This is a genomic window from Actibacterium lipolyticum (genome assembly GCF_900184935.1).
GTDB classification, from domain to species: domain Bacteria; phylum Pseudomonadota; class Alphaproteobacteria; order Rhodobacterales; family Rhodobacteraceae; genus Actibacterium_A; species Actibacterium_A lipolyticum.
The window spans coordinates 966,909-989,147 of the sequence record NZ_FXYE01000001.1 but is presented as its reverse complement, the minus strand read 5'-3'; the positions used below and the strand labels follow the sequence as shown (position 1 = coordinate 989,147).

The following is a 22,239-nucleotide window of genomic DNA, read 5'->3' as shown; positions in this document are numbered from 1 at the left end:
TCATGTCTCAACCCGCCGATTTTAGTGACCGTATGCTTTCGCTTGGTCTTGCCCGTGTTTCCGAAGCTGCAGCAATGGCCTCGGCCAAGCTGATCGGTCACGGCGATGAAAAAGCCGCCGACCAAGCGGCTGTGAACGCGATGCGCGATCAGTTGAACATGCTCGACATTAAAGGCGTTGTGGTTATCGGCGAAGGCGAACGCGACGAAGCCCCAATGCTGTTCATCGGCGAAGAGGTCGGCAACGGCCAAGGCCCTGCTGTGGACATCGCGCTTGATCCTCTCGAAGGTACGACGCTGACCGCGAAAGACATGCCAAACGCGCTGACCGTCATCGCCATGGCACCACGCGGCACCCTGCTGCACGCGCCCGATGTTTACATGGAAAAGCTGGCGATTGGGCCGGGCTATCCCAAAGACGTCGTATCGATGGATATGTCCCCTTCCGAACGTGTGGCTGCTTTGGCGAAGGCACGCGGTTGCGCGATGTCGGACATCACCCTGTGCGTCCTGGAACGCCCGCGCCACGAAGACATGATTGCCGAACTGCGCGAAACCGGCGCGGCGATCCGCTTGATCACCGACGGTGACGTTGCTGGCGTTATCCACTGCGCCGAAGCTGATATCACGGGCATCGACATGTACATGGGCTCTGGCGGCGCACCCGAAGGTGTTCTGGCGGCATCGGCCCTGAAATGCATGGGCGGTCAGATGTGGGGCAAGCTGTTGTTCCGCAACGATGACGAACGCGGCCGCGCAGCTAAGGCAGGGATCACCGATCTTGACCGCATTTACACCCGCGACGACATGGTCACCCAAGACGTGATTTTTGCCGCGACCGGCGTGACAGACGGGTCCATCGTTCAGGGCATCAAGCGTGAGCCCGGTTACCTGACAACTGAAACCATCCTGATGCGTTCGAAAACTGGTTCGGTGCGCCGGATGATTTACCGTAACCCGGTGAAGTGAGCACGCCCGCCTCTTTTCTTGGCGTCGAACGCTCGGCCACAGGGCGGCGCTGGGTTGGACCCAGCGCTGCTGATGACCGCATGGCCGAAGCGATGGAGCAGGAAACCCGCCTGCCCGCCTCTGTCTGTCGTGTGCTGACCCGCCGCGGTGTCCCACCCGAACAGGCCGAAAGCTTCCTTGCACCAGCCCTGCGTGACCTGCTGCCCGACCCGCTGACCCTGCGTGACATGGGCAAAGCAGCCGAGAGGTTCTTGCAAGCCCTGAAAAACCGCGAACGCATCGCGGTGTTCGCAGATTACGATGTCGACGGTGGCTCCTCTGCGGCTTTGCTGCTGACGTGGCTGCGCCAGATGGGCCACGATGCGACGCTTTATATCCCTGACCGTATCGACGAAGGCTATGGCCCCAACGTCCCTGCGATGCAGGAACTGGCCGCCGCGCATGACCTTATCATCTGCGTTGATTGCGGCACGCTTAGCCACGAACCGATCGCCGCAGCAAAGGGCGCGGATGTGGTGGTTCTGGACCATCACCTTGGCGGTGAAACCCTGCCCGACGCGCTGGCCGTGGTGAACCCGAACCGGCAAGATGAAACCGGCGACCTTGCGCACCTGTGTGCAGCTGGCGTTGTGTTCCTGATGCTGGTCGAAGCCGGGCGTCAGCTTCGCGAAGCGGGCGTGAAGGGGCCGAACCTTCTTGATTTCCTTGATCTGGTCGCTCTGGCAACTGTGGCCGATGTTGCGCCCCTTATCGGCGTGAACCGCGCGCTGGTGCGACAAGGGCTTGCCATCATGGCCCGGCGCAACCGCCCCGGCCTTGTGGCCTTGGCCGATGTGTCGCGCATGGATACAGCCCCATCGACCTATCACCTAGGTTTCCTTTTGGGGCCGCGCGTGAACGCGGGCGGCCGCATCGGCAAGGCCGACCTTGGCGCACGCCTTTTGGCAACGAATAACCCATCCGAAGCCGCCGCTTTGGCCGAACGACTGGATCAGTTGAACACTGAACGGCGCGAAGTCGAATCCGCTGTGCGCGACGCGGCGCTGGCCCAAGCAGAAGAGCGTGGCTTCGACGCGCCGCTGGTTTGGGCTGCGGGCGAAGGCTGGCACCCCGGCGTTGTGGGCATCGTTGCCTCACGCTTGAAAGAGGCGACAAACCGCCCCGCAATCGTCATCGGCCTTGATGGCGACGAAGGCAAAGGATCTGGCCGCTCTGTCGCGGGGATTGATCTGGGTGCGTCAATCCAACGGCTTGCGACTGAGGGGCTGTTGATCAAGGGCGGCGGCCACAAAATGGCCGCAGGCCTTACCGTTGCCCGTGACAAACTTGAACCCGCCATGGAACGCCTGTCAGAGCTGTTGGCAAAACAGGGTGCTGCCGAAATTGGCCCGTCAGATTTGCGGCTGGACGGCATCCTTATGCCCGGCGCCGCCACTGTTGAGCTGATCAACCAGATCGAGGCCGCCGGCCCCTTTGGTGCCGGTGCCCCTGCCCCGCGATTTGCCTTTCCCGACGTGGCGATAAACTTTGCCAAACGAGTGGGCGACAGCCATTTGAAGATCACTTTCGGCGACGGCATGGGCGCGAAAATCGACGCCATCGCCTTTGGCGCGTTCGACGGGCCGATGGGCCCCCTGTTAGAGGGGCATGGCGGTGCGCGTTTCCATCTGGCCGGACGGTTAGAGATTAACAATTGGGGTGGGCGCCAAAGGGTGCAACTTCGATTGGAAGACGCCGCCCCGGCATGAAACGCGGCGTGCTGATCGTACTGTCGGGCCTACCCGGCGTTGGCAAACAACCCTTGCCCGATCAGCCGCTGAAACGCTTGGCGCGGTCCATTTGCGGATCGACACAATCGAAGCCGCCCTACGGCAATCCGCCCTTTCCATCAAAAACGCCAAAGATGGTGGATACTGGGCGGCCTATGGCATCGCGGCCGACAATTTACGGTTGGGTCACATCGTTATCGGCGATTCCGTAAACCCCGTTCCATTGACACGGCACGCGTGGAACGACGCGGCGGTGGATGGCAATGCTGCCCTTTTGAACGTCGAAGTGGTATGTTCGGACCTTGGCAAACACCGCCACAGGGTCGAAAACCGCACGGCAGATATCGCTGGGCAGCGCGTGCCGGACTGGAATGCCGTAACCCGCCGCGAATACGATGTTTTTCCGAATCCTGACCTACGGATCGATACCGCCAATCGTTCGATTGAAAGCTGCGTTGAACAGCTTGTCGTGGCCGTAAAAGCCTTGTGAATTTCCCGATTTAGCGATGCCAATTGCCCCGCGGAAAAAAAACGAAAGTTTTTGCAAAAAACCCTCTTGCGCACCCCGCTCGTTTTCCCTAGTTAACGCCTCACGCGAAGAGATGGCCCGTTCGTCTATCGGTTAGGACGCCAGGTTTTCAACCTGGAAAGAGGGGTTCGATTCCCCTACGGGCTGCCACTTCCTTCGCTAAATCCCAGACATTGATGGATACGGCAGCTAGCGGATCAACCCGTTATATTGCTTGGCATCGGGCGCTTTGGCTCAGTGTAAATCCGGTTCGCGATCTTGGTGTTATTCACCAAGCATGCGGCACGCGATCACACATTACCCCACAGCGGATTCAGGCGGCGCGCCCTCGGACCGTCTTGAGGCACGGGTACCCCCTGTCAGATCGACAAGGGGCACCCGTTTGGCAGATCACTGCACCGCTTTGATCCCGTGATACGCAGCCCGGAAACCGCGATAGGCATCATCATATGCGGCCTGAAGGTCCCTGTCGGGTTCAATCGTTTCGCGGATAACCGGCGCTTGCATGATGTCGTCTGGCGCGCTTCCTGTGGCGGCAACCTGCCCCAGCCGCGCTGCGCCCAGCGCCGCACCAAATTCGCCGCTTGCGGGCAAGTTCAGCGGCACACCAAGCACCGTCGCGATAAGCTTTAGCCAATACCGCGACGCCGTTCCGCCGCCGATTGCGCTTAACTGTTCCAGCTTGGCGTTTGTCGCGACCAACGCTTCGAAACTGTCGCGCAACCCAAAGGCCACCCCTTCAAGCACCGCGACGGCCAGATCATCACGCGTCATGTCCGAGGACAACCCTGTCAGACTGCCCCGTATTTCGGCATCGTTATGCGGTGTGCGTTCGCCCGACAGATAGGGCAGGAAACGTGTCTGCCCCGGGCGACGTAGCGTGTCGTGCAGACCCGCGGTCAGCTCGGACGGTTTCGCGCCCGTCATACTGGCCAGCCAATTCAAGCTGCCCGTTGCCGACAGCATCACGCCCATCTGATACCAACGCCCCGGCACCGCATGACAGAACGTGTGTACAGCGGTTTCTGGTGCTGGGCGATATCCGTCGCGCGCCGACAGCAAAACTCCCGATGTGCCAAGCGAGACAAACCCCTGCCCTTCGTGCAATGCGCCAATGCCGCATGCCGCTGCGGCGTTATCACCTGCGCCGCCCGCCACGGTGACACGCCCGGACAGGCCCCATTTCTGGACCAACTCCGCGCGCAGGTCGCCCGCCGCTTGAGCACCTTCCACCAGTCTGGGCATCTGATCGCGGCGCATATGCCCGACCTCAAGCAATTTGTCAGACCAGTCGCGGTTGCCCACATCCAACCACGAGGTGCCGGCGCTATCTGACATGTCGGCCACATATTCGCCAGTCAGATAGAAATTCAGATAAGCCGCAGGCAAAAGAACCTTGGCCACCCGGTCGAAGATTTCAGGCTCGTTTTCGCGCACCCATTCCAACTTTGGCGCGGTGAAACCCGGAAATACGATGTTTCCCGACAAGGCACGCACCTGATCTGTCGCATCAAGCCGCGCGGCCTGTTCGTGCGACCGCGTGTCGTTCCACAAAATACATGGCCTCAGAACCTCGCCGTCCCGATCCAAAAGCGTGGCCCCATGCATATGCCCCGCGACCCCGATCCCCTGAATCTCGGAAAAGCGATCACAGCTGACGCGCAGTTCGGCAACGGCGTCGTCAAGCGCAGCGATCCAATCTGCCGGGTCCTGTTCTGACCAGCCCGAGTGGGGGTGAGACATTTCATAGTGGCGTTCCGTGGCACCAAGAGGCTTGCCAGCCTCGTCCACAAGTAGAACCCGCAGCCCAGATGTTCCTAGGTCGATTCCAATAAAGGTCATTCAGCGTCCTTCCAGATATTCGCAGATCGCGGCTTCGATGCCGTCTTTGTTAATAATTGTCAGCCACCGGCAGAACGGCGTGGAAAACCGCGATTCATCGGAAAGGTTCCCGTAAATCTGCGACATGCCAAGCCAGACCATCGGTGTCTTCTGGGCGTCGATAGCCCGTGACTTCAGTTGCGCCCAATGTGGGTCGTTACTCTCTATCCGGGAACCATCTTCCCGAGTTCCTTGACACATGCGCGCCCAAGCAGCCTCAACCAGCGCAAGCCCATCCACTGGCGCGCCGCTGCGCAATGCGTCACGCACCGTCGGCAGCACGAACCCTGGATGACGAGAAGAGCCGTCAAACGCCACCCTTCTGATCGTGTCGACAATGGCTGGGTTGGCAAAGCGGCGATCAACAAGATCGACATATTGCGCGGGCGTCATCCCCGGCACTGGGCTGACGTGGGGCGCGATCTCTTCCAGCGCCACTTTGCGAAACATCGCATGGATAAGGTCATGCTGCATGCTTTCAGCCACGGTTTGAATACCCAAAACCTCGGCCGCATTTGCCAGTATCTGGTGGCCAGCGTTGAGGATGCGGATCTTCTGCACTTCGTATCCATGCACATCGTCACAAAAGGTCGCGCCGACCTTGTCCCAGTCTGGACGACCCGCGCAGAAATCATCTTCGATCACCCATTGGCGGAAATTTTCGTGTGTGACAGGTGCTGCGTCTTCGATCCCGATCTCTTGCACCAAGGCGCGTTCTTTTGCGCCAGTCGCTGGCACGATGCAGTCCACCATCGAATTGGGAAAGCTGCAGTTGGCATCGATCCAAGCTGCCAACACTGGGTCAGACAGGCGTGCAAGCGACAAGACGGTTTGCCGCAGTATCGCCCCGTTGCCCTGAAGGTTATCGCAGCTTTGGCAGCTAAAGCCCCCGACGCCCCGTTCCCGACGCAAGCGCAAAGCAGCGATAATCGCACCAAACGCCGTTCTTGGCGTCGCCGGATGGGCGGCATCGTGAATGATATCCGCGTGCGACGCGTCAAACCCAGACGTGACAGGATCGACGAAATAGCCCCCTTCGGTCACTGTCATCGAAACGATGCGTATGCCCGGCTCCGCCATCTGTACGATCAGGGGGCCGTTGCCCTTTTCCACCGGAACGTAGCCGATCATGGACCCAACCACTTCGACAGAGCGGCCTTTGGGGTCCAGCTCAACCAATGTGGTCAGATAATCCTGTGCTGCCAACGTCTGGCGCATTTCTTCGTCATTGGGCCGAATGCCGGCGCCGATGATTGCCCAGTCTTGCGCAAGCCCCTGTTGCATCAACCTGTGCAAATACCACGCCTGATGGGCGCGGTGAAAATTCCCCAAGCCGATATGTACGATCCCCGGCCGCAAGGCGCGGCGATCATAGACCGGGCGCGCCACGTCATCGGGCAAGTTCGCCAGCGCGGCGTTACAAAGCGTAATCATGTTGATCCCTCTCTCGCTAGCCGCTTAATCGTCCGAACATGGGGCCGCCGAAAGAAGTGCGTGTGTGACTTCGGTCATGTCATGCGCAATCGTGGTTGCGCCTTTCCCAAGCAGCTTTTCGGCGTGTGCGTCGCGGATGCCCTCTAAATGCGCGCCACCAACAAAGCCGACCGCCCGCATACCCGCCGAAACCGCACCCTGAATACCGTGGGGTGAATCCTCTAACACCACGCAAGATTCAGGGGGCACGCCAATTTCATCAGCCGCCAGCAGGAACAGGTCCGGCGCGGGTTTGCCGTTGGCCACCTGATCGGCGCTGAACGCGCGCCCGGCGAACCACTGCGAAAGCCCACCCATCGTCAAAGTTTGGGTCATTCGCTTAACAGATCCACCCGTGGCAATTGCCATCTTCACGCCCTGCTTGCGCAACGTGGCAAGCATCACTGCGGCCCCATCGATCTGTTTCAAACGGTTTTGATAATCGACGAACAACTGGGATTCGACGCGCTCCACGAAATCATCGGGGCAACTTTTGCCCGTCTGCTTTGCGACCTCATCACAGATGACGCGCATCGAAACACCAAGAAACCGGGCGCGGATATCTTCGGGGCTTATGTCACCGACCCCCAATGCTTGAATCTCGCGCGCGATGGCGCGGATGCACAGGGGTTCGCTATCGACAAGACAACCATCCAGATCAAAAATCACGGCGGCAGGCAAAGACTGCATTAATGTCCTCATATGCGTTAAATGCGTTCTTCGGTTTTGCGGTCGAACAGGTGCACGTTCACCGGGTCGATAACGAACCCGATTTCGGAACCCGGGCGCGCAAATATCCGGTCTTTCACCAATGCGTCGATCAGGTCGCCGCTGGATTTCGCGAATATCTGTGTTTCTGACCCTGTCGGCTCTACCACCACCACGTTCATCGGGACACCGCCGTCGCCGACCGTGATATGTTCGGGGCGGATGCCATAGATAACCTGCTGCCCCTCCTGCGCGTCGGTTTCCGGAAGAGGAAGCACCGTGCCGCCATCAGACACGAACCGCTTCTGCCCATCCTTCATCCCGACCATGCCATGGACAAAGTTCATCGAGGGCGAGCCGATAAAGCCAGCCACAAAGACGTTGTTGGGGTTGTCATAAAGATCAAGCGGCGACCCGATTTGTTCAACCCGCCCGTCGCGCATGACAACAATCTTATCCGCCATTGTCATCGCTTCGATCTGATCGTGGGTGACATAAACGATGGTCGTACCAAGTCGCTGATGCAGTTCCTTGATTTCGACCCGCATCGTCACGCGCAGTTTGGCATCTAGATTGGACAACGGTTCGTCGAACAAAAAGACCTGAGGATCGCGGACAATGGCACGCCCCATGGCAACACGCTGTCGCTGCCCGCCCGACAGTTCTTTGGGGTAACGCGCAAGATAGGGGGTCAAGTCCAGCACTGCGGCGGCCTTATCCACCTTTTCGTCGATTTCGGCTTTGGGACGCTTGGCCATCTTCAGCGGAAACCCGATGTTATCCGCCACCGTCTTATGCGGATAAAGCGCATAGCTTTGGAAAACCATCGCGATGTCACGCTCTTTAGGTGGAATGTCGTTGACGACCCTGTCACCGATCGAGATGGCCCCGGCGCTTATCTCTTCTAGGCCTGCCAGCATCCGCAGCAGGGTGGACTTGCCACAGCCCGACGGGCCGACCAGAACGACAAATTCGCCGTCTTCGATATCCACGTTCACGCCGTGCATGACCTGCACGCTGCCATATCTTTTGACGACGTTGTCTATTGTTACGTTGGCCATTGGCCCGCCTCCCTTATTGCGGCAATTCGATCTGCATCTTCACATCTGCCGGTGGGGCGGATGCGGCGATTTCGAACGCGCGCACGCTTTCTTCGAAGTTGAATGTTCTGGTGATGAGGGGTTTCACGTCGATCGCGCCAGAGCTGATCATCCCAACACATCGCGGAAAGACATGCGCGTAGCGAAAAATGTTTTCGACCCTTGCTTCGCGCACCATGGCGGCACCCGCGTCATAACTAATTGGATCGGGCTGCCCGCCGATCATGACAACGCACCCGCCGGGGGCCAGCGGTTCAAACACGGCTGCGGCGGCCTGTGGGCTGCCGGTCGCTTCGAACACAAGGTCCACGCCCCAACCGTCTGTGTCACGCTTGACCAGATCGGTGATGTTTTGCGATCTGACATCGACCGGCGTAATCGCTGGGCTAAGCCCCGCCGCGATTTCCAGCTTTGCTTCGGAAAGGTCAGTCACATAAACCCGGGCGCATCCGGCGGCCAAGGCGGACAACGCGGTCACCAAACCGATGGGCCCTGCCCCCATCACGACGGCATTATCGCCGGGCTTAACCCGCGCCTTGGTCGCTGCATGTACACCCACGGCCAACGGTTCAACCATCGCGGCTTCTGCAAAGCTGACGTTGTCGGGCAACTTGAAGGTAAAGGCCTCTGGGTGAACGCAGGTTGGGCGCAAAACGCCATGCACTGGTGGCGTCGCCCAGAAACGCACGGCGGGGTCGATGTTATACATCCCCATCTTTGTCGCCCGGCTGTTGGGGTCCGGGATACCCGGTTCGGCACAGACGCGATCCCCTTCCTTCAACGTCGTGACGTCAGACCCAACCTCGATCACTGTTCCGGACGCTTCATGGCCAAGGATCATCGGCTCATTGATCACAAAGGGACCAATCCGGCCGTGCGTGAAGTAGTGAACATCCGACCCGCAGATACCAACGGTATGCAGCTTGATGCGCACATCACGCGGGCCAAGCACCGCTTCTTCGCGGTCAATCGCCGGGAAGTCGCGCAGGTTGAGTTCGTCTTTCTTTTCCAAAACCAAAGCTCTCATCCACTCAACCTTTCTTGATAATCCACACGGCAAGGCCGAGGGCGACGGCATTCGACAGCCAAATAGACGGCCCCAACGGCTCTATGAACCGGAACCAGAACAGTGACATTGCGACCCAAATCACGACGGAAATAAACAGCCGGTCGAACCAGTTTGTTTCGATCGGTAGAAACCCGTGTTTTGGGGCCTCGAAATCTGGCGCTTCGTCGCCTTCCAAATGGGTCGAAAGAAGCGGAGTTTCCTGAAGTTCACTCATCCCTTTACCCTTTCACTGCGCCAAAGGTGAGGCCCGCAACGATGTGCTTTTGCACCAGGCCAAAAACGATCAGTGCCGGGATCAGCGTGAAGACCGAAATCGTCGCCATGATGCCCCACTCTGTTCCTGTCGTGGTTACGTATTCCGACAGTCCGGTGGTCAATGTCCGGGCGTTGAAGTTGGTCAGGGTCGCCGCCAGAAGGTATTCGTTCCACGCGAAAACCCATGTCAGGATAAGCGTCACCGCCAGCCCCGGACGGCACAGAGGGAAGACAATCTCGGTGATAACTTTCCATGCGCTTGCGCCATCGACATAGGCGGCCTCGTCCAACTCTTTAGGAATTCCGTCCACCGTGGGGCGCAGGGTCCAGATCGCGAACGGAAGGTTAAACGTACAATAGACCAAGATCATACCGATCCGCGTATCCAGCAGGTTCCATTCCCCCACCGCATAGACCTGTGTCAGCAGCAAAAACAGCGGCAACAGAAACACAGCCGGAGGCGCCATTCGGTTTGTGATGGTCCAGAAGAAAATGCTTTCCTTGCCGCTCATGTTGAACCGCGACAGCGCATAACACGCGAAGAAGCCCAGAATTGTGCAAAGGATCGCGTTGCCCGAAGAGATGATCAAAGAGTTGACCATATAGCTGCGCAGCAACCTGTCGCCCCACACCTTGGCATAGTTGCCCCAATACGGATCGCTTAGGATCAGATCAGGCGTCGAAAACAGCTGCACCGCGGGCTTCACCGAAATGACGAACAGCCAATAGATCGGGAACAGCGTCAGGAAGCTGACAAGGGTCCAGAAAATAATGCCGATGATAGGGTTTTGCTTTTTCATGGCCTTATCCCTTCTTCTTGGTGCGTGGGGCCAGCATGGTGACATACAGCAGCCAACAAGCGACGATGGTAAGATAAAGAACGATGACGGAGATGGTTGATCCGTAGCCATAGTTCGTTTTTGGGAAGACTTCCTTGAAAATATGAACCCCAACGAAACGGGTCGCAGAGCCGGGCCCGCCGCCGGTCAGCATCCACACTTCGTCCACGGTGCGCAGCGCATCCATCAGGCGAATAAAGACGGTGGCAACGACGGCCGGCGCGATCATTGGCAACGTGATGTGCCAGAATATCTGGCGCTTGTTGGCGCCGTCGATCTGGGCTTGTTCGAACGGATCAGGCGGCAGCGATACAAGCGCGGCGATCAGCGTCAGCGTCACCAGCGGGGTCCAGTGCCAAACATCCATCAGCACGATCGTCGCGAATGCTGTGGGGGCCGATGTACCGATGTTCATGCTGATCCCAAACCATTCATCAAGGTAATGGGGGATGATCCCAATCGACGGCGTGGTCATCAGTTTCCACACAGACCCGACGATGATCGGTGCCATGATCAAAGGCAGCGTGTGAATGGTTCGGAAAATTGCCTTTCCGGGGAATTCTTTCATGAAGGCTTGGGCCAGAAAATACCCAACGATCAGCTCTGACAGAACAGCGAAAAAGACGAACATCACCGTCACGCCAACCGAATTCAGGAACTCTTCGTCAAAAACGATCCGGCGAAAGTTATCCGCCCAGTTGAAGACCATATCGGGGTTAGCGGCAAAGGGATTCCAAGAATGGAACGACACATAGACCACATAGATAAAAGGCAGCACGCCGAAGAAGAAGAGGATCACCAGCGTTGGCGCCAGAAGTATCCACCCCAATTTGTTGGATTGCATCGTCCCGTTCCCAGTTCTGTTTCTATTTGACCGGTTTGATCGCTTCGGGGCGCAGTATGGCCTCGAAGAAGGTGTGGCGGGTCGCCACCACCAGATTCTGGTGGCGACCCTTAAGTGCGACAGGGAATGTCGATTACTTACGATAGCCCAGATTGGTCAGTTCAGCTTCCGCTTTGGCAGCCATCTCATCAAGGCCTTCGGAAACGCCCAAATCACCGATCAGGATCTTATAGAATGTCGGCGCGGTTGCTTCGCGAACCTGTGCGTGGAACGGATAGGCCGGCGCGCCCGCGAACAGGTAACCCTTGTCCTTAAGCATGTCGTAATAACCGCCCAGTTCTTCGTTCATCGCTTGAACCTTAGGGTCATCATACGTGTTCTTGTTTGTCACACGCGGAGCAGCAACAGCCCAATCAGGCTGAACTTCGTTCTGGCCGATATACTGCAAGAACAGCATTGCCGCCTCTTTCTGCTTAGAGGTCGACGGCAATCCGAAAGCCCCACCATCATAGTAGCCGATGTAACCTTCACCGGCTTCGGCGGCCTCCATCACCCCTTCTGCCAACGGCGGCAACGCGACTCCGACGTTTCCAACGACCAACGACTTTTCTTTGTCGGCCGCGATCCATCCCGCATTTTCACCATAGACAAGGCCTTGGGCAGCGCGCCCTGCGCCGAAGGTCGTCCCGACCTCTGTCCAAGTTGATGCAGGGCTTTCAGGCGGCGCGATATCACGCATAGACAACCACCAAGTCATCGCTTCCTTGGCTTCATCGCTGTTCATGGTGCCACCATTGGCGACAGACGCAGCATAGTTGTTAGCAGCGTCGATACCCCAATTATAAACACCAAAGGTCGGCGCGATTGACTCGTAGTACTCATACCATGACGCGACGTGGCCGGTATGCGCCTGCGCCGTTGTGCCCCACAGATCCAAGTCGTGATCTTCGCCCCACTTCGTAAAGAAGCGCGCGATTTCGGCGTATTCTTCGTGCGTCGTGGCAGGAACAAGGTCACGGCCGGTTTCTGCTTTGAATGCCGCCTGAATTTCCGCGTCACCGAACAGGTCGGTCCGGTACAGGTACACCTTGATAAAGGCCTCCATCGGGATGCCATATAGGTGCCCCTCGGCGTCTTCGAAATAGTCTGCGAATGTTGTGAAGTTCGCCTCGTCATAAGTCGGGGCCTTCAACGCCGGGTTGTCGGCCAGCAGCTGGGTCGTATCGACAAGGAAATCACGCGCCAGATAGGAATAGATAATGTCCTGTTCGATATAGACCATGTCATAGATGCCGGTGCCGGCCTCCATATCCTTGATAGCCTTGTCGAACATTTGGTCCCATGACGTCGTTTCAACATCGACGCGAATGCCGGTCAGTTCTTCGAATTGCGGCGCAAGCACCTCACGGATGTAAAGCGAAGGGGGCGACGATTCAGTAACGCCACGCAGCGTCACACCCTGATATGGCTCTGCAGCTTTGCGCCAAAACGCATCGTCAGCATAAGCGGACGTCGCCACGACAGAAATCGCAAGCGCAGATGTACCAAGCTTAAGTGCAAAATTCATTTGGTTTCCTCCCAAAAGGTTTTGATGGAAAGCGATCCGCATACAGACAGCACCACAAATAAAAAGCCGACTCGCGTCACCTCCCGGCGCGAATATGCATTTGTAACTTCATTTATTCAACTGTAATTTTTCATAAGTTTGTATTGCCATACATATGTATCGTATGGCATGACCCCCTTTAACACGCACGCCTTCAGGGAGGAATTAATCTGTGGCACGCGAAACTATCGAAGACAGCGAGGCCTTCATCGCCGAGGTTTGCTGGCACTATTTCATGAATGAGATGACGCAGGCCGAAGTCGCAAAGATGCTGGACGTGACCCGCCTTCGCGTAAATCAGGCGATTCAGCGAGCCAAAGCGCAAGGCATCGTCAAGATACAGATCGAGTCCCCCTTTATCGCGCGCACCGAAATGCAGAGCGAATTGAAAGACGTGTTGGGCATCGAACGTGCCGTCGTCGCCCCGGCGAATTCAGGCGGCTATGACTATCACCGCCCCACAGGTGCCGCGTTGGCCGCGCTGATCACCGAACGGGTGCGCACCGCGTCTTGGAAATCAATCGGCGTGTCGTGGGGGCTGACGCTTGATACGGCGATCCGCCGGCTGCCCAGACAGTCACACCCCGACCTAGAGGTCGTTTCGATCTTGGGCGGCACCGCGCAAGGGTCTACGTTCAACGCGTTTGGCATCGCCTCGGGGTTTGCGGATGTTCTGGGCGCGCATTATTCGATCCTGACGGCACCGATCTATCTTTCCGACGGTATCGACCGTGATCTTTTCCTGTCTCAAACCTCGCTGAAAGAGCACTTTCAGAAATTTCAGTCTCTCGACGCGGTTCTGCTGACCTGTTCAAACGTGTCGGACAAGTCGTTCCTTGTGTCCCACGGTTTGCCGAAAGAAATGGAACCCGAAGCGTTGATCGAACAAGGCGCTATCGGCGACGTGCTGGGGCAGTTTCTTGATAAGGACGGCAATTCAGTTTCGAAATACGTGGATGACCGGACAATCGGGATGCCACTGGACAGCGTTCAAGCCGTGCCGGAAAAGATCATGGCAGCGGCCGGGCCACACAAGGTTGATATCATCCGCGCCGCGTGTCACCGGGGTTTGGTCGACACGCTGGTGACTGATGATGTTACCGCGTCGCTTATCCTTGAAAGGTATCGCGGCCAGTCAGTTAACGCTGCCCAATGACACTTGCGCCCGACACACTTGGCCCAACGGTCTCTATCGGCGAAATCCTTGCCGAAATCGTTGGTACGACAGTTGGTGACGGGCTTGGCGAAACGCAGCCGCTGTCTGGCCCTTATCCCAGCGGTGCCCCTGCGATCTTTGTTGCGCAATGCGGGCGGATCGGTGGATCGGCCGCAATGATAGGAACGGTAGGCGATGATGCCTTTGGGCGGCTGAACATAGATCGCCTGCAAAGCAATGGCGTTGATGTATCCGCCGTGCGGATCCATCCCGACCTTCCGACAGGCACCGCCTTCGTGCGTTACCAAAACGACGGATCGCGGGATTTCATCTTTAATATGTGGAGCTCGGCCGCCGGCGACGCGTCATGGACGCCAGAAGTGGCCGCCTTGGTCGCGCGCGCGGGCCACCTGCATGTGATGGGCACCCTCTTGGCGCAAGAAAACATGTGGCAACTGACGCAACGCGCAGCGAAGCAGATCAAGGCGCGCGGCGGCACGGTTTCCCTTGATCCGAACCTACGAAAAGAGCTGACAACCAACGCCACCACCCGTGCCCGGCTGCGCGAAATGGTGGCGCTGACCGACGTGCTGCTGCCTTCGGGCGACGAACTGTTTCTGGCCGCTGACATTACCCCCGACGCCGCCCAAACTGCGGCATTAGATGCCCTGTTTGCACGTGGTATCAGCGAGGTTGTCCTGAAACAGGGCGCCGCCGGGTCCATCTGTTTCGCGGCGGATGGAACAACCAACCACGCCCCCGGCCTGACAGTGACAGAGATCGACCCAACCGGTGCGGGCGACTGTTTTGGCGGGGCCTATGTGGCCTGTCGGCGCTTGGGAATGCCGATCAAACAGGCGCTGATCTACGCGAATGCGGCAGGCGCGCGCAACGTAACCATGCGCGGCCCGATGGAAGGCGCAGGCACGCGGGAAGAACTGGATAACCTTATCAACGAGACAAAAGCGAGGACCACATGAGTGTCGCTCTCACCGATCTCGCCCCACTTTATCAACGTGGAACGCCCAAGGGCATCACCTCTGTCTGTTCGGCGCATCCGCTGGTGCTGCGGGCGGCCCTTCGCCACGGGCGCGCAACCGGCGCAACCGTGTTGATCGAAGCAACCTGCAATCAGGTGAACCACCGTGGCGGTTATACCGATATGACACCGGCGGACTTTGCCAAACTGGTTCGCACGCTGGCCAAGCTAGAGAGCTGCCCCAAGGATCAGATCATTTTGGGCGGTGATCATTTGGGGCCCAACCCATGGCGCGACCAACCTGCCGACGCCGCAATGGCCGAAGCAGAAAAGATGATCGCGGCCTATGCTGCCGCAGGTTTCAGCAAGATCCATCTTGATGCCTCTATGGGGTGCCAAGGCGAAGCGGCGGCACTTGACGACACCATCACCGCAGAACGCGCCGCCCGATTGGCACGTGTGGCCGAAGATACGGCATCTGCCTGCGGGTTGACGCCCCCCACCTATATCATCGGAACCGAAGTACCGCCCCCCGGCGGGGCCGACCACACCCTAACCACGCTGGAACCGACCACCGGGTCAGCCGCCCATCGCACCTTGGATATTCACCGCAAAGCGTTCGAAAAACTGGGCCTGACGGACGCCTTTGCCCGCGTCGTGGGTCTGGTCGTGCAACCCGGTGTGGAGTTTGGAAATCACAACATAATCTTCTATGACGCCCCCAAAGCGCAGGCCCTTAGAGGCGTTCTGAAAGACGAACCCCATTTCATTTTCGAGGCCCACTCGACCGATTATCAGGGCACCCTGCCCCTTTCGCAGTTGGTCAAAGACGGCTTCCCCATCCTTAAGGTTGGCCCCGAACTGACATTCGCACTGCGCGAAGCTTTGTATGGGCTAGACCTGATCGCCACGGAACTGGTGCCCGGCTATGGTGATCGACCGCTTTACCGCACCCTAGAAGCACTGATGACCGAACACCCAACACACTGGGCGCGCCATTATGCAGGTGGTGAAACCGAACAGCGCATGTTGCGCCATTACTCCCTTTCTGACCGCATTCGATATTATTGGTCGTCTGCCCCGGCCAAAGCAGCCGTTAGCGAGCTGATCAAAGCCCTTAAAGGCGCGCGTGTGCCGGTGACCCTGTTCTGGCAATTCCTTCCAGATGCCCAGGCGTTTGCCGATGCCCCGTTCGACCCCGAAGACATCATCATACAACGCATTATCCGCACGCTGGACTGTTACCACACCGCTTGCACCGCGTCATAACCCACAGGAGCCGATCCAAATGACCACAGGATTTGAAGGCAAACGCGTTATCATCACCGGTGCAGGAAAAGGCATTGGCCGGGCGACCGCGCTGGAATTGGCACGTCGCGGCGCGACGGTCATCGCGATGGCCCGCACGGAAAGTGATTTGAACAGCTTGGCCAAGGATGCCGGCTGCACCCCTATTCAGGTGGACCTGCAGGATGGCGATGCCGCGCGAGCCGCCATGAAGGCGGCCGGAACCTGCGATTACCTGATCAACTGCGCGGGCACCAATGTGTTGGAAAGCGTGCTTGAGATGACGGATGCGGGATATGAAACCGTCATGGGCATCAACCTGCGCGCCGCCCTGATCTGCGCCCAAGAATTCGCCCGCGCCCGGGTGGCCGCAGGTGGCGGTGGCGTGATCCTGAATGTTACCTCAATCGCTGGGCACCGCGGGTTCGAAGACCACATGTGTTATGCCGCCTCGAAGGCCGGGTTGGAGGGCGCAACCCGCGTCATGGCCAAAGAACTTGGCCGCCACGGGATACGGGTAAACGCGGTTGCGCCGACCGTCACGATGACGGAGCTGGCTGCTGATGCGTGGTCGGACCCTGCCAAGAAAGATCCGATGATGGCCCGCCACCCCATCGGACGCTTTGCCGAGGTCGAAGACGTCGCCCGTTCCATCATCATGCTGCTAAGCGACGATGCGCCAATGATTACCGGTGCTGTGCTTCCTATAGATGGCGGCTTTTTGGCCGTCTGACCCATTCACACAAGACATTTGACAGGTTTGAGGAGACGAGCCATGGCAGACTCACTGAACGGAAAGATCGCGGCAGTTACTGGTGCCGCCTCAGGCATCGGGTTGGCCGCGACAGAGGCGCTCTTGGCCCAAGGCGCGACCGTTGTCATGGTCGACTGGGACCAAGACGCCCTGAAAGCGCTGACCGCCCGGTTGGGGGAACGCGCAATCGCGCAAGCCACCAACCTTTTGGACATCGACAGTTCTAAGGCGATGGTGCCCGAGATTTTGGAAAAGGTCGGCCATATCGACATCCTATATTGCAATGCCGGCACCTATATCGGTGGAGACTTGGATGAAACGGACGCAGACACCATCGACCGGATGCTGAACCTTAACGTCAACGCGGTGATGAAAAACGTTCACGCCGTCATTCCACATATGAAAAGCCGCGCCATCGGAGACATCTGGGTCACCTGTTCGGTCGCCGGGCACGCCGCCATCCCGTGGGAGCCGGTATATTCCAGCTCAAAATGGGCAATCACCTGTTTTGTTCAGACGATGCGTCGCCAGCTTCGCGAACACGGCATTCGCGTCGGGCAGGTTTCCCCGGGTCCGGTCGTTTCCGCCCTGCTTGCCGACTGGCCCGAAGAAAACCTGCGCAAAGCAAAAGAAAGCGGGTCTTTGATCGAACCGAGCGAAGTTGCCGATGCTTTGATATTTGCGCTGACACGCGGGCGGAACGTTACGATCCGCGACATGATCGTTTTGCCGACGAATTTCGACATCTAAGTCTGGCTGACCAGCCGGTGCTGGTCAGTGCGAAATCATCCACGGCCGTTTGTTCGGAAAGCTTTTCGAACCATCCGGCCGGTGCAAGGTGCCCGACGAACGTTTCTTGCCGCCAGCGCTGCAACAGGAACACCCCGGCCCGTGCGTCGATTTACGCGGGCTATCTGCGCTTCGTTCGTTGGTTTCGTGGGCTTTGCGGACCCCACCTCCAACGATGGCAAGCTTTGGCGCGCTTAGGATGGCACGGGGCGCCAGCGCGTCGCAGTCCGGGCAATTGCACGGGGCGGCGAACTGCGCCATCGGGGCAAAATCGGTGAATGGGCCGCAATCCTTGCAGACGTAATCATAGATCGGCATCGTAAGTTCCTTAACTTGGGACGAAGAAGCGGCCCCAAAGATAGGGCCGCCTGCAAGTTGCTCTAGAGGTCGGGCGCCAGCGGGATGTCGACCGATCCGTCAAGGAACTTGGTCGGCCCCGTTGCGTTGGGCATCATGTCCCATTCAAAGATGTCGGTCGGAAGCCAAAGCGTCGCGCAGGCGTTCGGAATATCGACAACCCCCGAAATATGCCCCTGCACCGGTGCCGTGCCCAGAATTGCGTAGGCCTGCGCGCCCGAATAGCCGAATTTCTTTAGATATTCGATCGCGTTCAAACAGGCCTGACGATAGGCGATGTGAACATCCAAATAGTGCTGCGTGCCCTCTTCATCGACAGAGATACCTTCGAAAATCAGGTAGTCATCGTATTTCGGGGTGATCGGCGAAGGTTTGAAAATCGGGTTTTTAACCCCGTATTTTTCCATCCCGCCCTTGATCAGTTCGACCTTCAGCTGCAGCCAACCGGCCATTTCGATGGCGCCGCAAAAGGTGATCTCGCCATCGCCTTGGCTAAAGTGCAAATCCCCCATCGAAAGGCCTGCGCCTTCGACATAGACCGGGAAATAGATCTTCGAACCGCGGCTAAGATCCTTGATGTCACAGTTGCCACCATGTTCGCGCGGCGGAACGGTCCGGGCGGCTTCGGCCGCGGCAGCATCGCGGGCGTCGCCAGTCATGCGGCCCATATGCGCGGATTGCGTGTTGGGCAGCGTCGCCAGTTCAGGGACGCGATGTGGGTCAGTATCCACCAGTGCCTTTTCACGGGTATTCCACATATCCAGCATTTTGCGGTCGGGCAGACAGCCGATCAAGCCGGGGTGGATAAGGCCCGCGTATTTCACGCCGGGCACGTGGCGGGAACTGGTGAACATGCCGTGAAAATCCCAGATGGATTTCTGCGCCTCGGGGAAATGTTCGGTCAGAAAACCGCCACCGTTCTGTTTTGAAAAGAACCCGTTAAAGCCCCACTGCATTTCCTCTTTCGCGCCGATGTCCAGAATTTCGACGACCAAAAGATCACCGGGTTCGGCCCCCGTGACGCCGATTGGGCCAGACAGGTAATGCACCTGTTCAAGCTCCACATCACGCACGTCAGACGCGTCGTCATTGTTGGCGATCTGCCCACCGGTCCAGTCATAGGTTTCGATCTTGAACTCATCACCCGGATCAACCCAGACCGCGATCGGAATATCGGGGTGCCAGCGGTTGTGGATGTTTTCATTGGTATGAGGACTTTCGCTCAGATCGACTGAGATCAGCGTATCGGCCATGGGGTTCTCCTTGATTGCAAATTATACCGATAGGAATTTCGAGACCTTGGCCTCGTCGATGCCGTCGCGCGGGCTGTCGTGAACAAAATCGCCATTCTCGATCACCAGCACCCGGTCAGCGACGTCCAGGGCAAAGCTCAGCACCTGTTCAGACACGATGATCGACAGGCCGCGTTCGTCGCGGATGCGGCGCAAGGTGCGGCCCATTTCGCGGATAATGCTGGGCTGGATGCCTTCGGTCGGTTCATCCAGCAGCAGAACTTTGGGGTTCGAGGCCAACGCCCGCGCAATCGCCAATTGCTGTTGCTGCCCACCAGACAGGTTCCCACCCCGGCGCGACTTCATCTCAAGCAGCACCGGGAACAGCTCATAAATGCTGTCGGGCACGGTGTTCGATCCGGTAACGGTCAGGCCGGTTTCGACGTTTTCTTCGACGGTCATCGACGAAAAAATCATGCGCCCTTGCGGCACATAGGCAACGCCACTGGCCACCCGTTTATGCGGCTTGAACCCGGTTAGGTCCGTTTCCCCGATGCTGACCGTTCCTGCCTTTTCCGGCATGATCCCCATCAGCGTCTTCATCAGCGTGGTTTTACCCATGCCGTTGCGCCCCATGATCGCGACGATTTCGCCCGGCGCCACATTCAGGTCGATCCCGTGCAACACCTCAGACTCGCCATAGGCCGCGCGCAGTTCTTTCACGTTGAGCATGCCGCCCTCCTTAGTGCCCCAGATAAACTTCGATGACTTTCGGATCGTTCTGCACACGCTCCATCGACCCTTCGGACAGGGTTTTGCCCTGATGCAGAACGGTGACTCGCGTGGCGATATCGGCGACGAACCCCATGTCATGTTCGATCACGATCACAGATCGGTCGTTGATAATGCGGTTCAGAAGTTCGGCCGTTTTCTTACGTTCAGCCACCGACATGCCAGCCACGGGTTCGTCCAGCATCAACAATTCGGGATCCTGAATCAGCAGCATCCCAATTTCGAGCCATTGCTTTTGCCCGTGGCTTAGATAGGCCGCCTTTTCCGACAGGTGATCTTCAAGAAAGATCGTTTCGGCGATTTCCTGAATGCGTGTTTTCACCGGGTCGTCACGCTGAAAGAAAAGCGCGCCGAAAACGCCGTGCCCCTGGGGGTAAGACAGTTCAAGGTTTTCAAATACGGTCAGATCTTCATAGACCGACGGCGTCTGAAACTTGCGCCCCACCCCGGCATGCACGATCTGATCCTCGCGCATTTTCAAAAGTTCCTGCCCCTTGAAATTCACCGACCCTGAGGTGGCTTTGGTGCGCCCGCAGATCAGATCCAACACCGTGGTTTTACCTGCGCCATTGGGGCCAATAATCACGCGGCACTCGTTCGGCTCGACGTAGAAGCTTAGGTCGTTCACCGCCTTGAACCCGTCGAAAGATACGGTCAGATCCTCAACCATCAGCACGAAATTGGGGTTATGAATGGTCATTGCAGCCTCCTATTCCGCAGCAGTTTCTTGCGCGTTTGCAGCGGGCAGCGCGGGCGGCCCGCGCTTAAGCAATTTGCGAATACGCGGCGCGATCTTGTCGGTGTAAACACCCGCCAGCCCATCCGGGAACGCCATCACCACCGCGATGAACAGCGCCCCCAAACCCAGCAACCACAGCTCTGGAAAGCTTTCGGAGAATGTCGTTTTGGCCCAGTTCACCAAAAGCGCGCCGTAGACCGCGCCAAGGATAGAGAGCCGCCCGCCGACCGCGCAAAAGATTACCATTTCGATGGATGGCACGATCCCGACAAAACTGGGCGACATGAACCCGACCTGAAGGGTGAACATCGCCCCCCCAATGGCCGCAAAAGCCGCGCCAATGCAGAAGACGAAGATTTTGAAATTCGCCACATCATAGCCGGAAAAACGCACCCGATCTTCTTGATCACGCATGGCGATCAGCAGCCGGCCAAGCTTGGACTTGCGGATGAACTGCGCGGTCAAAAGACAGGCGAACAGCATGATCCCGTTCACGAAATACAGGATCTCTTTCGCGCTGTCGGTGCGGATATCCCAGCCCTTAAGCGTGCGCAGATCAGTGATGCCGTTGACCCCGCCGGTAAACCCCTGCTGCCCGATGATCAGGATCGTCAGGATCGCAGCCACCGCCTGCGTGATGATGGCGAAATAGACGCCCCCCACCCTGCGCCGGAACATCGCCACCCCGATGATGAAGGAAAAGACCACAGGAACCGCGATCACCGCAAACAGGGTGAAGCTGAAACTGTGGAACGGTTCCCACCACCACGGAAGCGCCGTCAGCTGGTTCCAATCCATGAAGTCAGGAATGCCCGGCGTCGATTGGATAGAGGTATTTTCCGGCGTCGAAGCCTCAAGCTTCAGGTACATCGCCATGCAATACCCACCCAGCCCAAAGAACACGCCCTGCCCCAAGCTTAGGATGCCCCCCGCGCCCCAGCACAGGACCAGCCCGACCGCGACGAAGGCATAGGTCAGATACTTTCCGAAAAGATTCAGGCGGAACGTATCAAGCGCCAGAGGCAGGATCGCGAAGACGATGACGGCAAGGATGACAAAGCCTATAGCCTCGGATTTGGTGAATAGTCTGTTGGAAGGTGCGGTGGTCATTGC

General features: G+C 58.1%; 22 protein-coding genes and 1 tRNA gene. 9 read left to right on the top strand and 14 right to left on the bottom strand.

Annotated elements, in window-relative coordinates; all coding sequences use genetic code 11:
• The first annotated feature begins 2 nt into the window (after positions 1-2).
• From glpX to COL8621_RS04910, 4 genes are all read left to right on the top strand, one after another.
• Entirely contained in the window at positions 3-968 is a 966-nt protein-coding gene (glpX, locus tag COL8621_RS04925) for a class II fructose-bisphosphatase (RefSeq protein ID WP_093966921.1), read from the top strand.
• Positions 965-2,716, top strand: coding sequence for a single-stranded-DNA-specific exonuclease RecJ (recJ, locus tag COL8621_RS04920; protein WP_235823739.1), 1,752 nt, complete (start codon positions 965-967; stop codon positions 2,714-2,716). The genes glpX and recJ overlap by 4 nt, the downstream gene beginning before the upstream one ends.
• A gap of 91 nt (positions 2,717-2,807) precedes the next feature.
• Positions 2,808-3,227, top strand: a complete 420-nt coding sequence (locus COL8621_RS04915) for an adenylyl-sulfate kinase (RefSeq protein ID WP_235823738.1) — start codon at positions 2,808-2,810, stop codon at positions 3,225-3,227.
• Between the two features lie 114 nt (positions 3,228-3,341).
• Positions 3,342-3,416 (top strand) — tRNA-Glu (locus tag COL8621_RS04910).
• A gap of 240 nt (positions 3,417-3,656) precedes the next feature.
• Here COL8621_RS04910 and xylB read toward each other — a convergent pair.
• The 9 genes from xylB to COL8621_RS04865 all read right to left on the bottom strand — a co-directional run bounded on the left by xylB (position 3,657) and on the right by COL8621_RS04865 (position 13,002).
• On the bottom strand, positions 3,657-5,108 hold the full coding sequence (gene xylB, locus COL8621_RS04905) for a xylulokinase (protein WP_093966177.1): 1,452 nt from the start codon (positions 5,106-5,108) through the stop codon (positions 3,657-3,659).
• Entirely contained in the window at positions 5,109-6,581 is a 1,473-nt protein-coding gene (locus tag COL8621_RS04900) for a mannitol dehydrogenase family protein (protein WP_093966176.1), read from the bottom strand.
• Between the two features lie 24 nt (positions 6,582-6,605).
• A complete protein-coding gene (locus COL8621_RS04895; protein WP_093966175.1) occupies positions 6,606-7,310 on the bottom strand; it encodes an HAD family hydrolase in 705 nt (234 codons plus the stop codon).
• Between the two features lie 17 nt (positions 7,311-7,327).
• On the bottom strand, positions 7,328-8,389 hold the full coding sequence (locus tag COL8621_RS04890) for an ABC transporter ATP-binding protein (protein ID WP_093966174.1): 1,062 nt from the start codon (positions 8,387-8,389) through the stop codon (positions 7,328-7,330).
• 13 nt (positions 8,390-8,402) lie between these two features.
• A complete protein-coding gene (locus COL8621_RS04885; protein ID WP_093966173.1) occupies positions 8,403-9,455 on the bottom strand; it encodes an NAD(P)-dependent alcohol dehydrogenase in 1,053 nt (350 codons plus the stop codon).
• Between the two features lie 4 nt (positions 9,456-9,459).
• A complete protein-coding gene (locus tag COL8621_RS04880; RefSeq protein WP_093966172.1) occupies positions 9,460-9,711 on the bottom strand; it encodes a DUF2160 family membrane protein in 252 nt (83 codons plus the stop codon).
• A 4-nt stretch (positions 9,712-9,715) separates the two neighbouring features.
• On the bottom strand, positions 9,716-10,552 hold the full coding sequence (locus COL8621_RS04875; protein WP_093966171.1) for a carbohydrate ABC transporter permease: 837 nt from the start codon (positions 10,550-10,552) through the stop codon (positions 9,716-9,718).
• Positions 10,553-10,556: 4 nt separating this feature from the next.
• Positions 10,557-11,435 (bottom strand): carbohydrate ABC transporter permease, encoded by an 879-nt coding sequence (locus COL8621_RS04870; protein ID WP_093966170.1) that lies wholly within the window; start codon positions 11,433-11,435, stop codon positions 10,557-10,559.
• 133 nt (positions 11,436-11,568) lie between these two features.
• Positions 11,569-13,002: an extracellular solute-binding protein gene (locus tag COL8621_RS04865; RefSeq protein ID WP_093966919.1), complete on the bottom strand. Its 1,434-nt coding sequence runs from the start codon at positions 13,000-13,002 to the stop codon at positions 11,569-11,571.
• 211 nt (positions 13,003-13,213) lie between these two features.
• On the opposite strand from COL8621_RS04865, the gene COL8621_RS04860 reads away from it, so the two are divergent.
• The 5 genes from COL8621_RS04860 to COL8621_RS04840 are packed head-to-tail and all read left to right on the top strand — an operon-like array spanning position 13,214 to position 17,967.
• Complete coding sequence (locus COL8621_RS04860; RefSeq protein ID WP_093966169.1) at positions 13,214-14,197, top strand: sugar-binding transcriptional regulator; 984 nt, start codon at positions 13,214-13,216, stop codon at positions 14,195-14,197.
• Positions 14,194-15,177: a tagatose kinase gene (locus tag COL8621_RS04855; RefSeq protein WP_093966168.1), complete on the top strand. Its 984-nt coding sequence runs from the start codon at positions 14,194-14,196 to the stop codon at positions 15,175-15,177. Before COL8621_RS04860 ends, COL8621_RS04855 begins: the two co-directional genes overlap by 4 nt.
• The gene (locus COL8621_RS04850) at positions 15,174-16,445 is read left to right on the top strand and encodes a D-tagatose-bisphosphate aldolase, class II, non-catalytic subunit (RefSeq protein ID WP_093966167.1); all 1,272 of its coding nucleotides are present in this window, start codon (positions 15,174-15,176) and stop codon (positions 16,443-16,445) included. Before COL8621_RS04855 ends, COL8621_RS04850 begins: the two co-directional genes overlap by 4 nt.
• Positions 16,446-16,464: 19 nt before the next feature.
• Positions 16,465-17,196: an SDR family oxidoreductase gene (locus tag COL8621_RS04845; RefSeq protein WP_093966166.1), complete on the top strand. Its 732-nt coding sequence runs from the start codon at positions 16,465-16,467 to the stop codon at positions 17,194-17,196.
• Between the two features lie 42 nt (positions 17,197-17,238).
• The gene (locus COL8621_RS04840; RefSeq protein WP_093966165.1) at positions 17,239-17,967 is read left to right on the top strand and encodes an SDR family oxidoreductase; all 729 of its coding nucleotides are present in this window, start codon (positions 17,239-17,241) and stop codon (positions 17,965-17,967) included.
• 24 nt (positions 17,968-17,991) lie between these two features.
• Here COL8621_RS04840 and COL8621_RS04835 read toward each other — a convergent pair whose 3' ends face one another.
• The 5 genes from COL8621_RS04835 to urtC all read right to left on the bottom strand — a co-directional run bounded on the left by COL8621_RS04835 (position 17,992) and on the right by urtC (position 22,236).
• A complete protein-coding gene (locus tag COL8621_RS04835; RefSeq protein ID WP_093966164.1) occupies positions 17,992-18,324 on the bottom strand; it encodes an FmdB family zinc ribbon protein in 333 nt (110 codons plus the stop codon).
• 62 nt (positions 18,325-18,386) lie between these two features.
• Complete coding sequence (gene fmdA, locus COL8621_RS04830; RefSeq protein WP_093966163.1) at positions 18,387-19,616, bottom strand: formamidase; 1,230 nt, start codon at positions 19,614-19,616, stop codon at positions 18,387-18,389.
• A gap of 21 nt (positions 19,617-19,637) precedes the next feature.
• A complete protein-coding gene (urtE, locus tag COL8621_RS04825) occupies positions 19,638-20,327 on the bottom strand; it encodes an urea ABC transporter ATP-binding subunit UrtE (RefSeq protein WP_093966162.1) in 690 nt (229 codons plus the stop codon).
• 10 nt (positions 20,328-20,337) lie between these two features.
• On the bottom strand, positions 20,338-21,087 hold the full coding sequence (gene urtD, locus COL8621_RS04820; protein WP_093966161.1) for an urea ABC transporter ATP-binding protein UrtD: 750 nt from the start codon (positions 21,085-21,087) through the stop codon (positions 20,338-20,340).
• Between the two features lie 9 nt (positions 21,088-21,096).
• The gene (urtC, locus tag COL8621_RS04815; protein WP_093966918.1) at positions 21,097-22,236 is read right to left on the bottom strand and encodes an urea ABC transporter permease subunit UrtC; all 1,140 of its coding nucleotides are present in this window, start codon (positions 22,234-22,236) and stop codon (positions 21,097-21,099) included.
• Between the last annotated feature and the right edge of the window lie 3 nt (positions 22,237-22,239).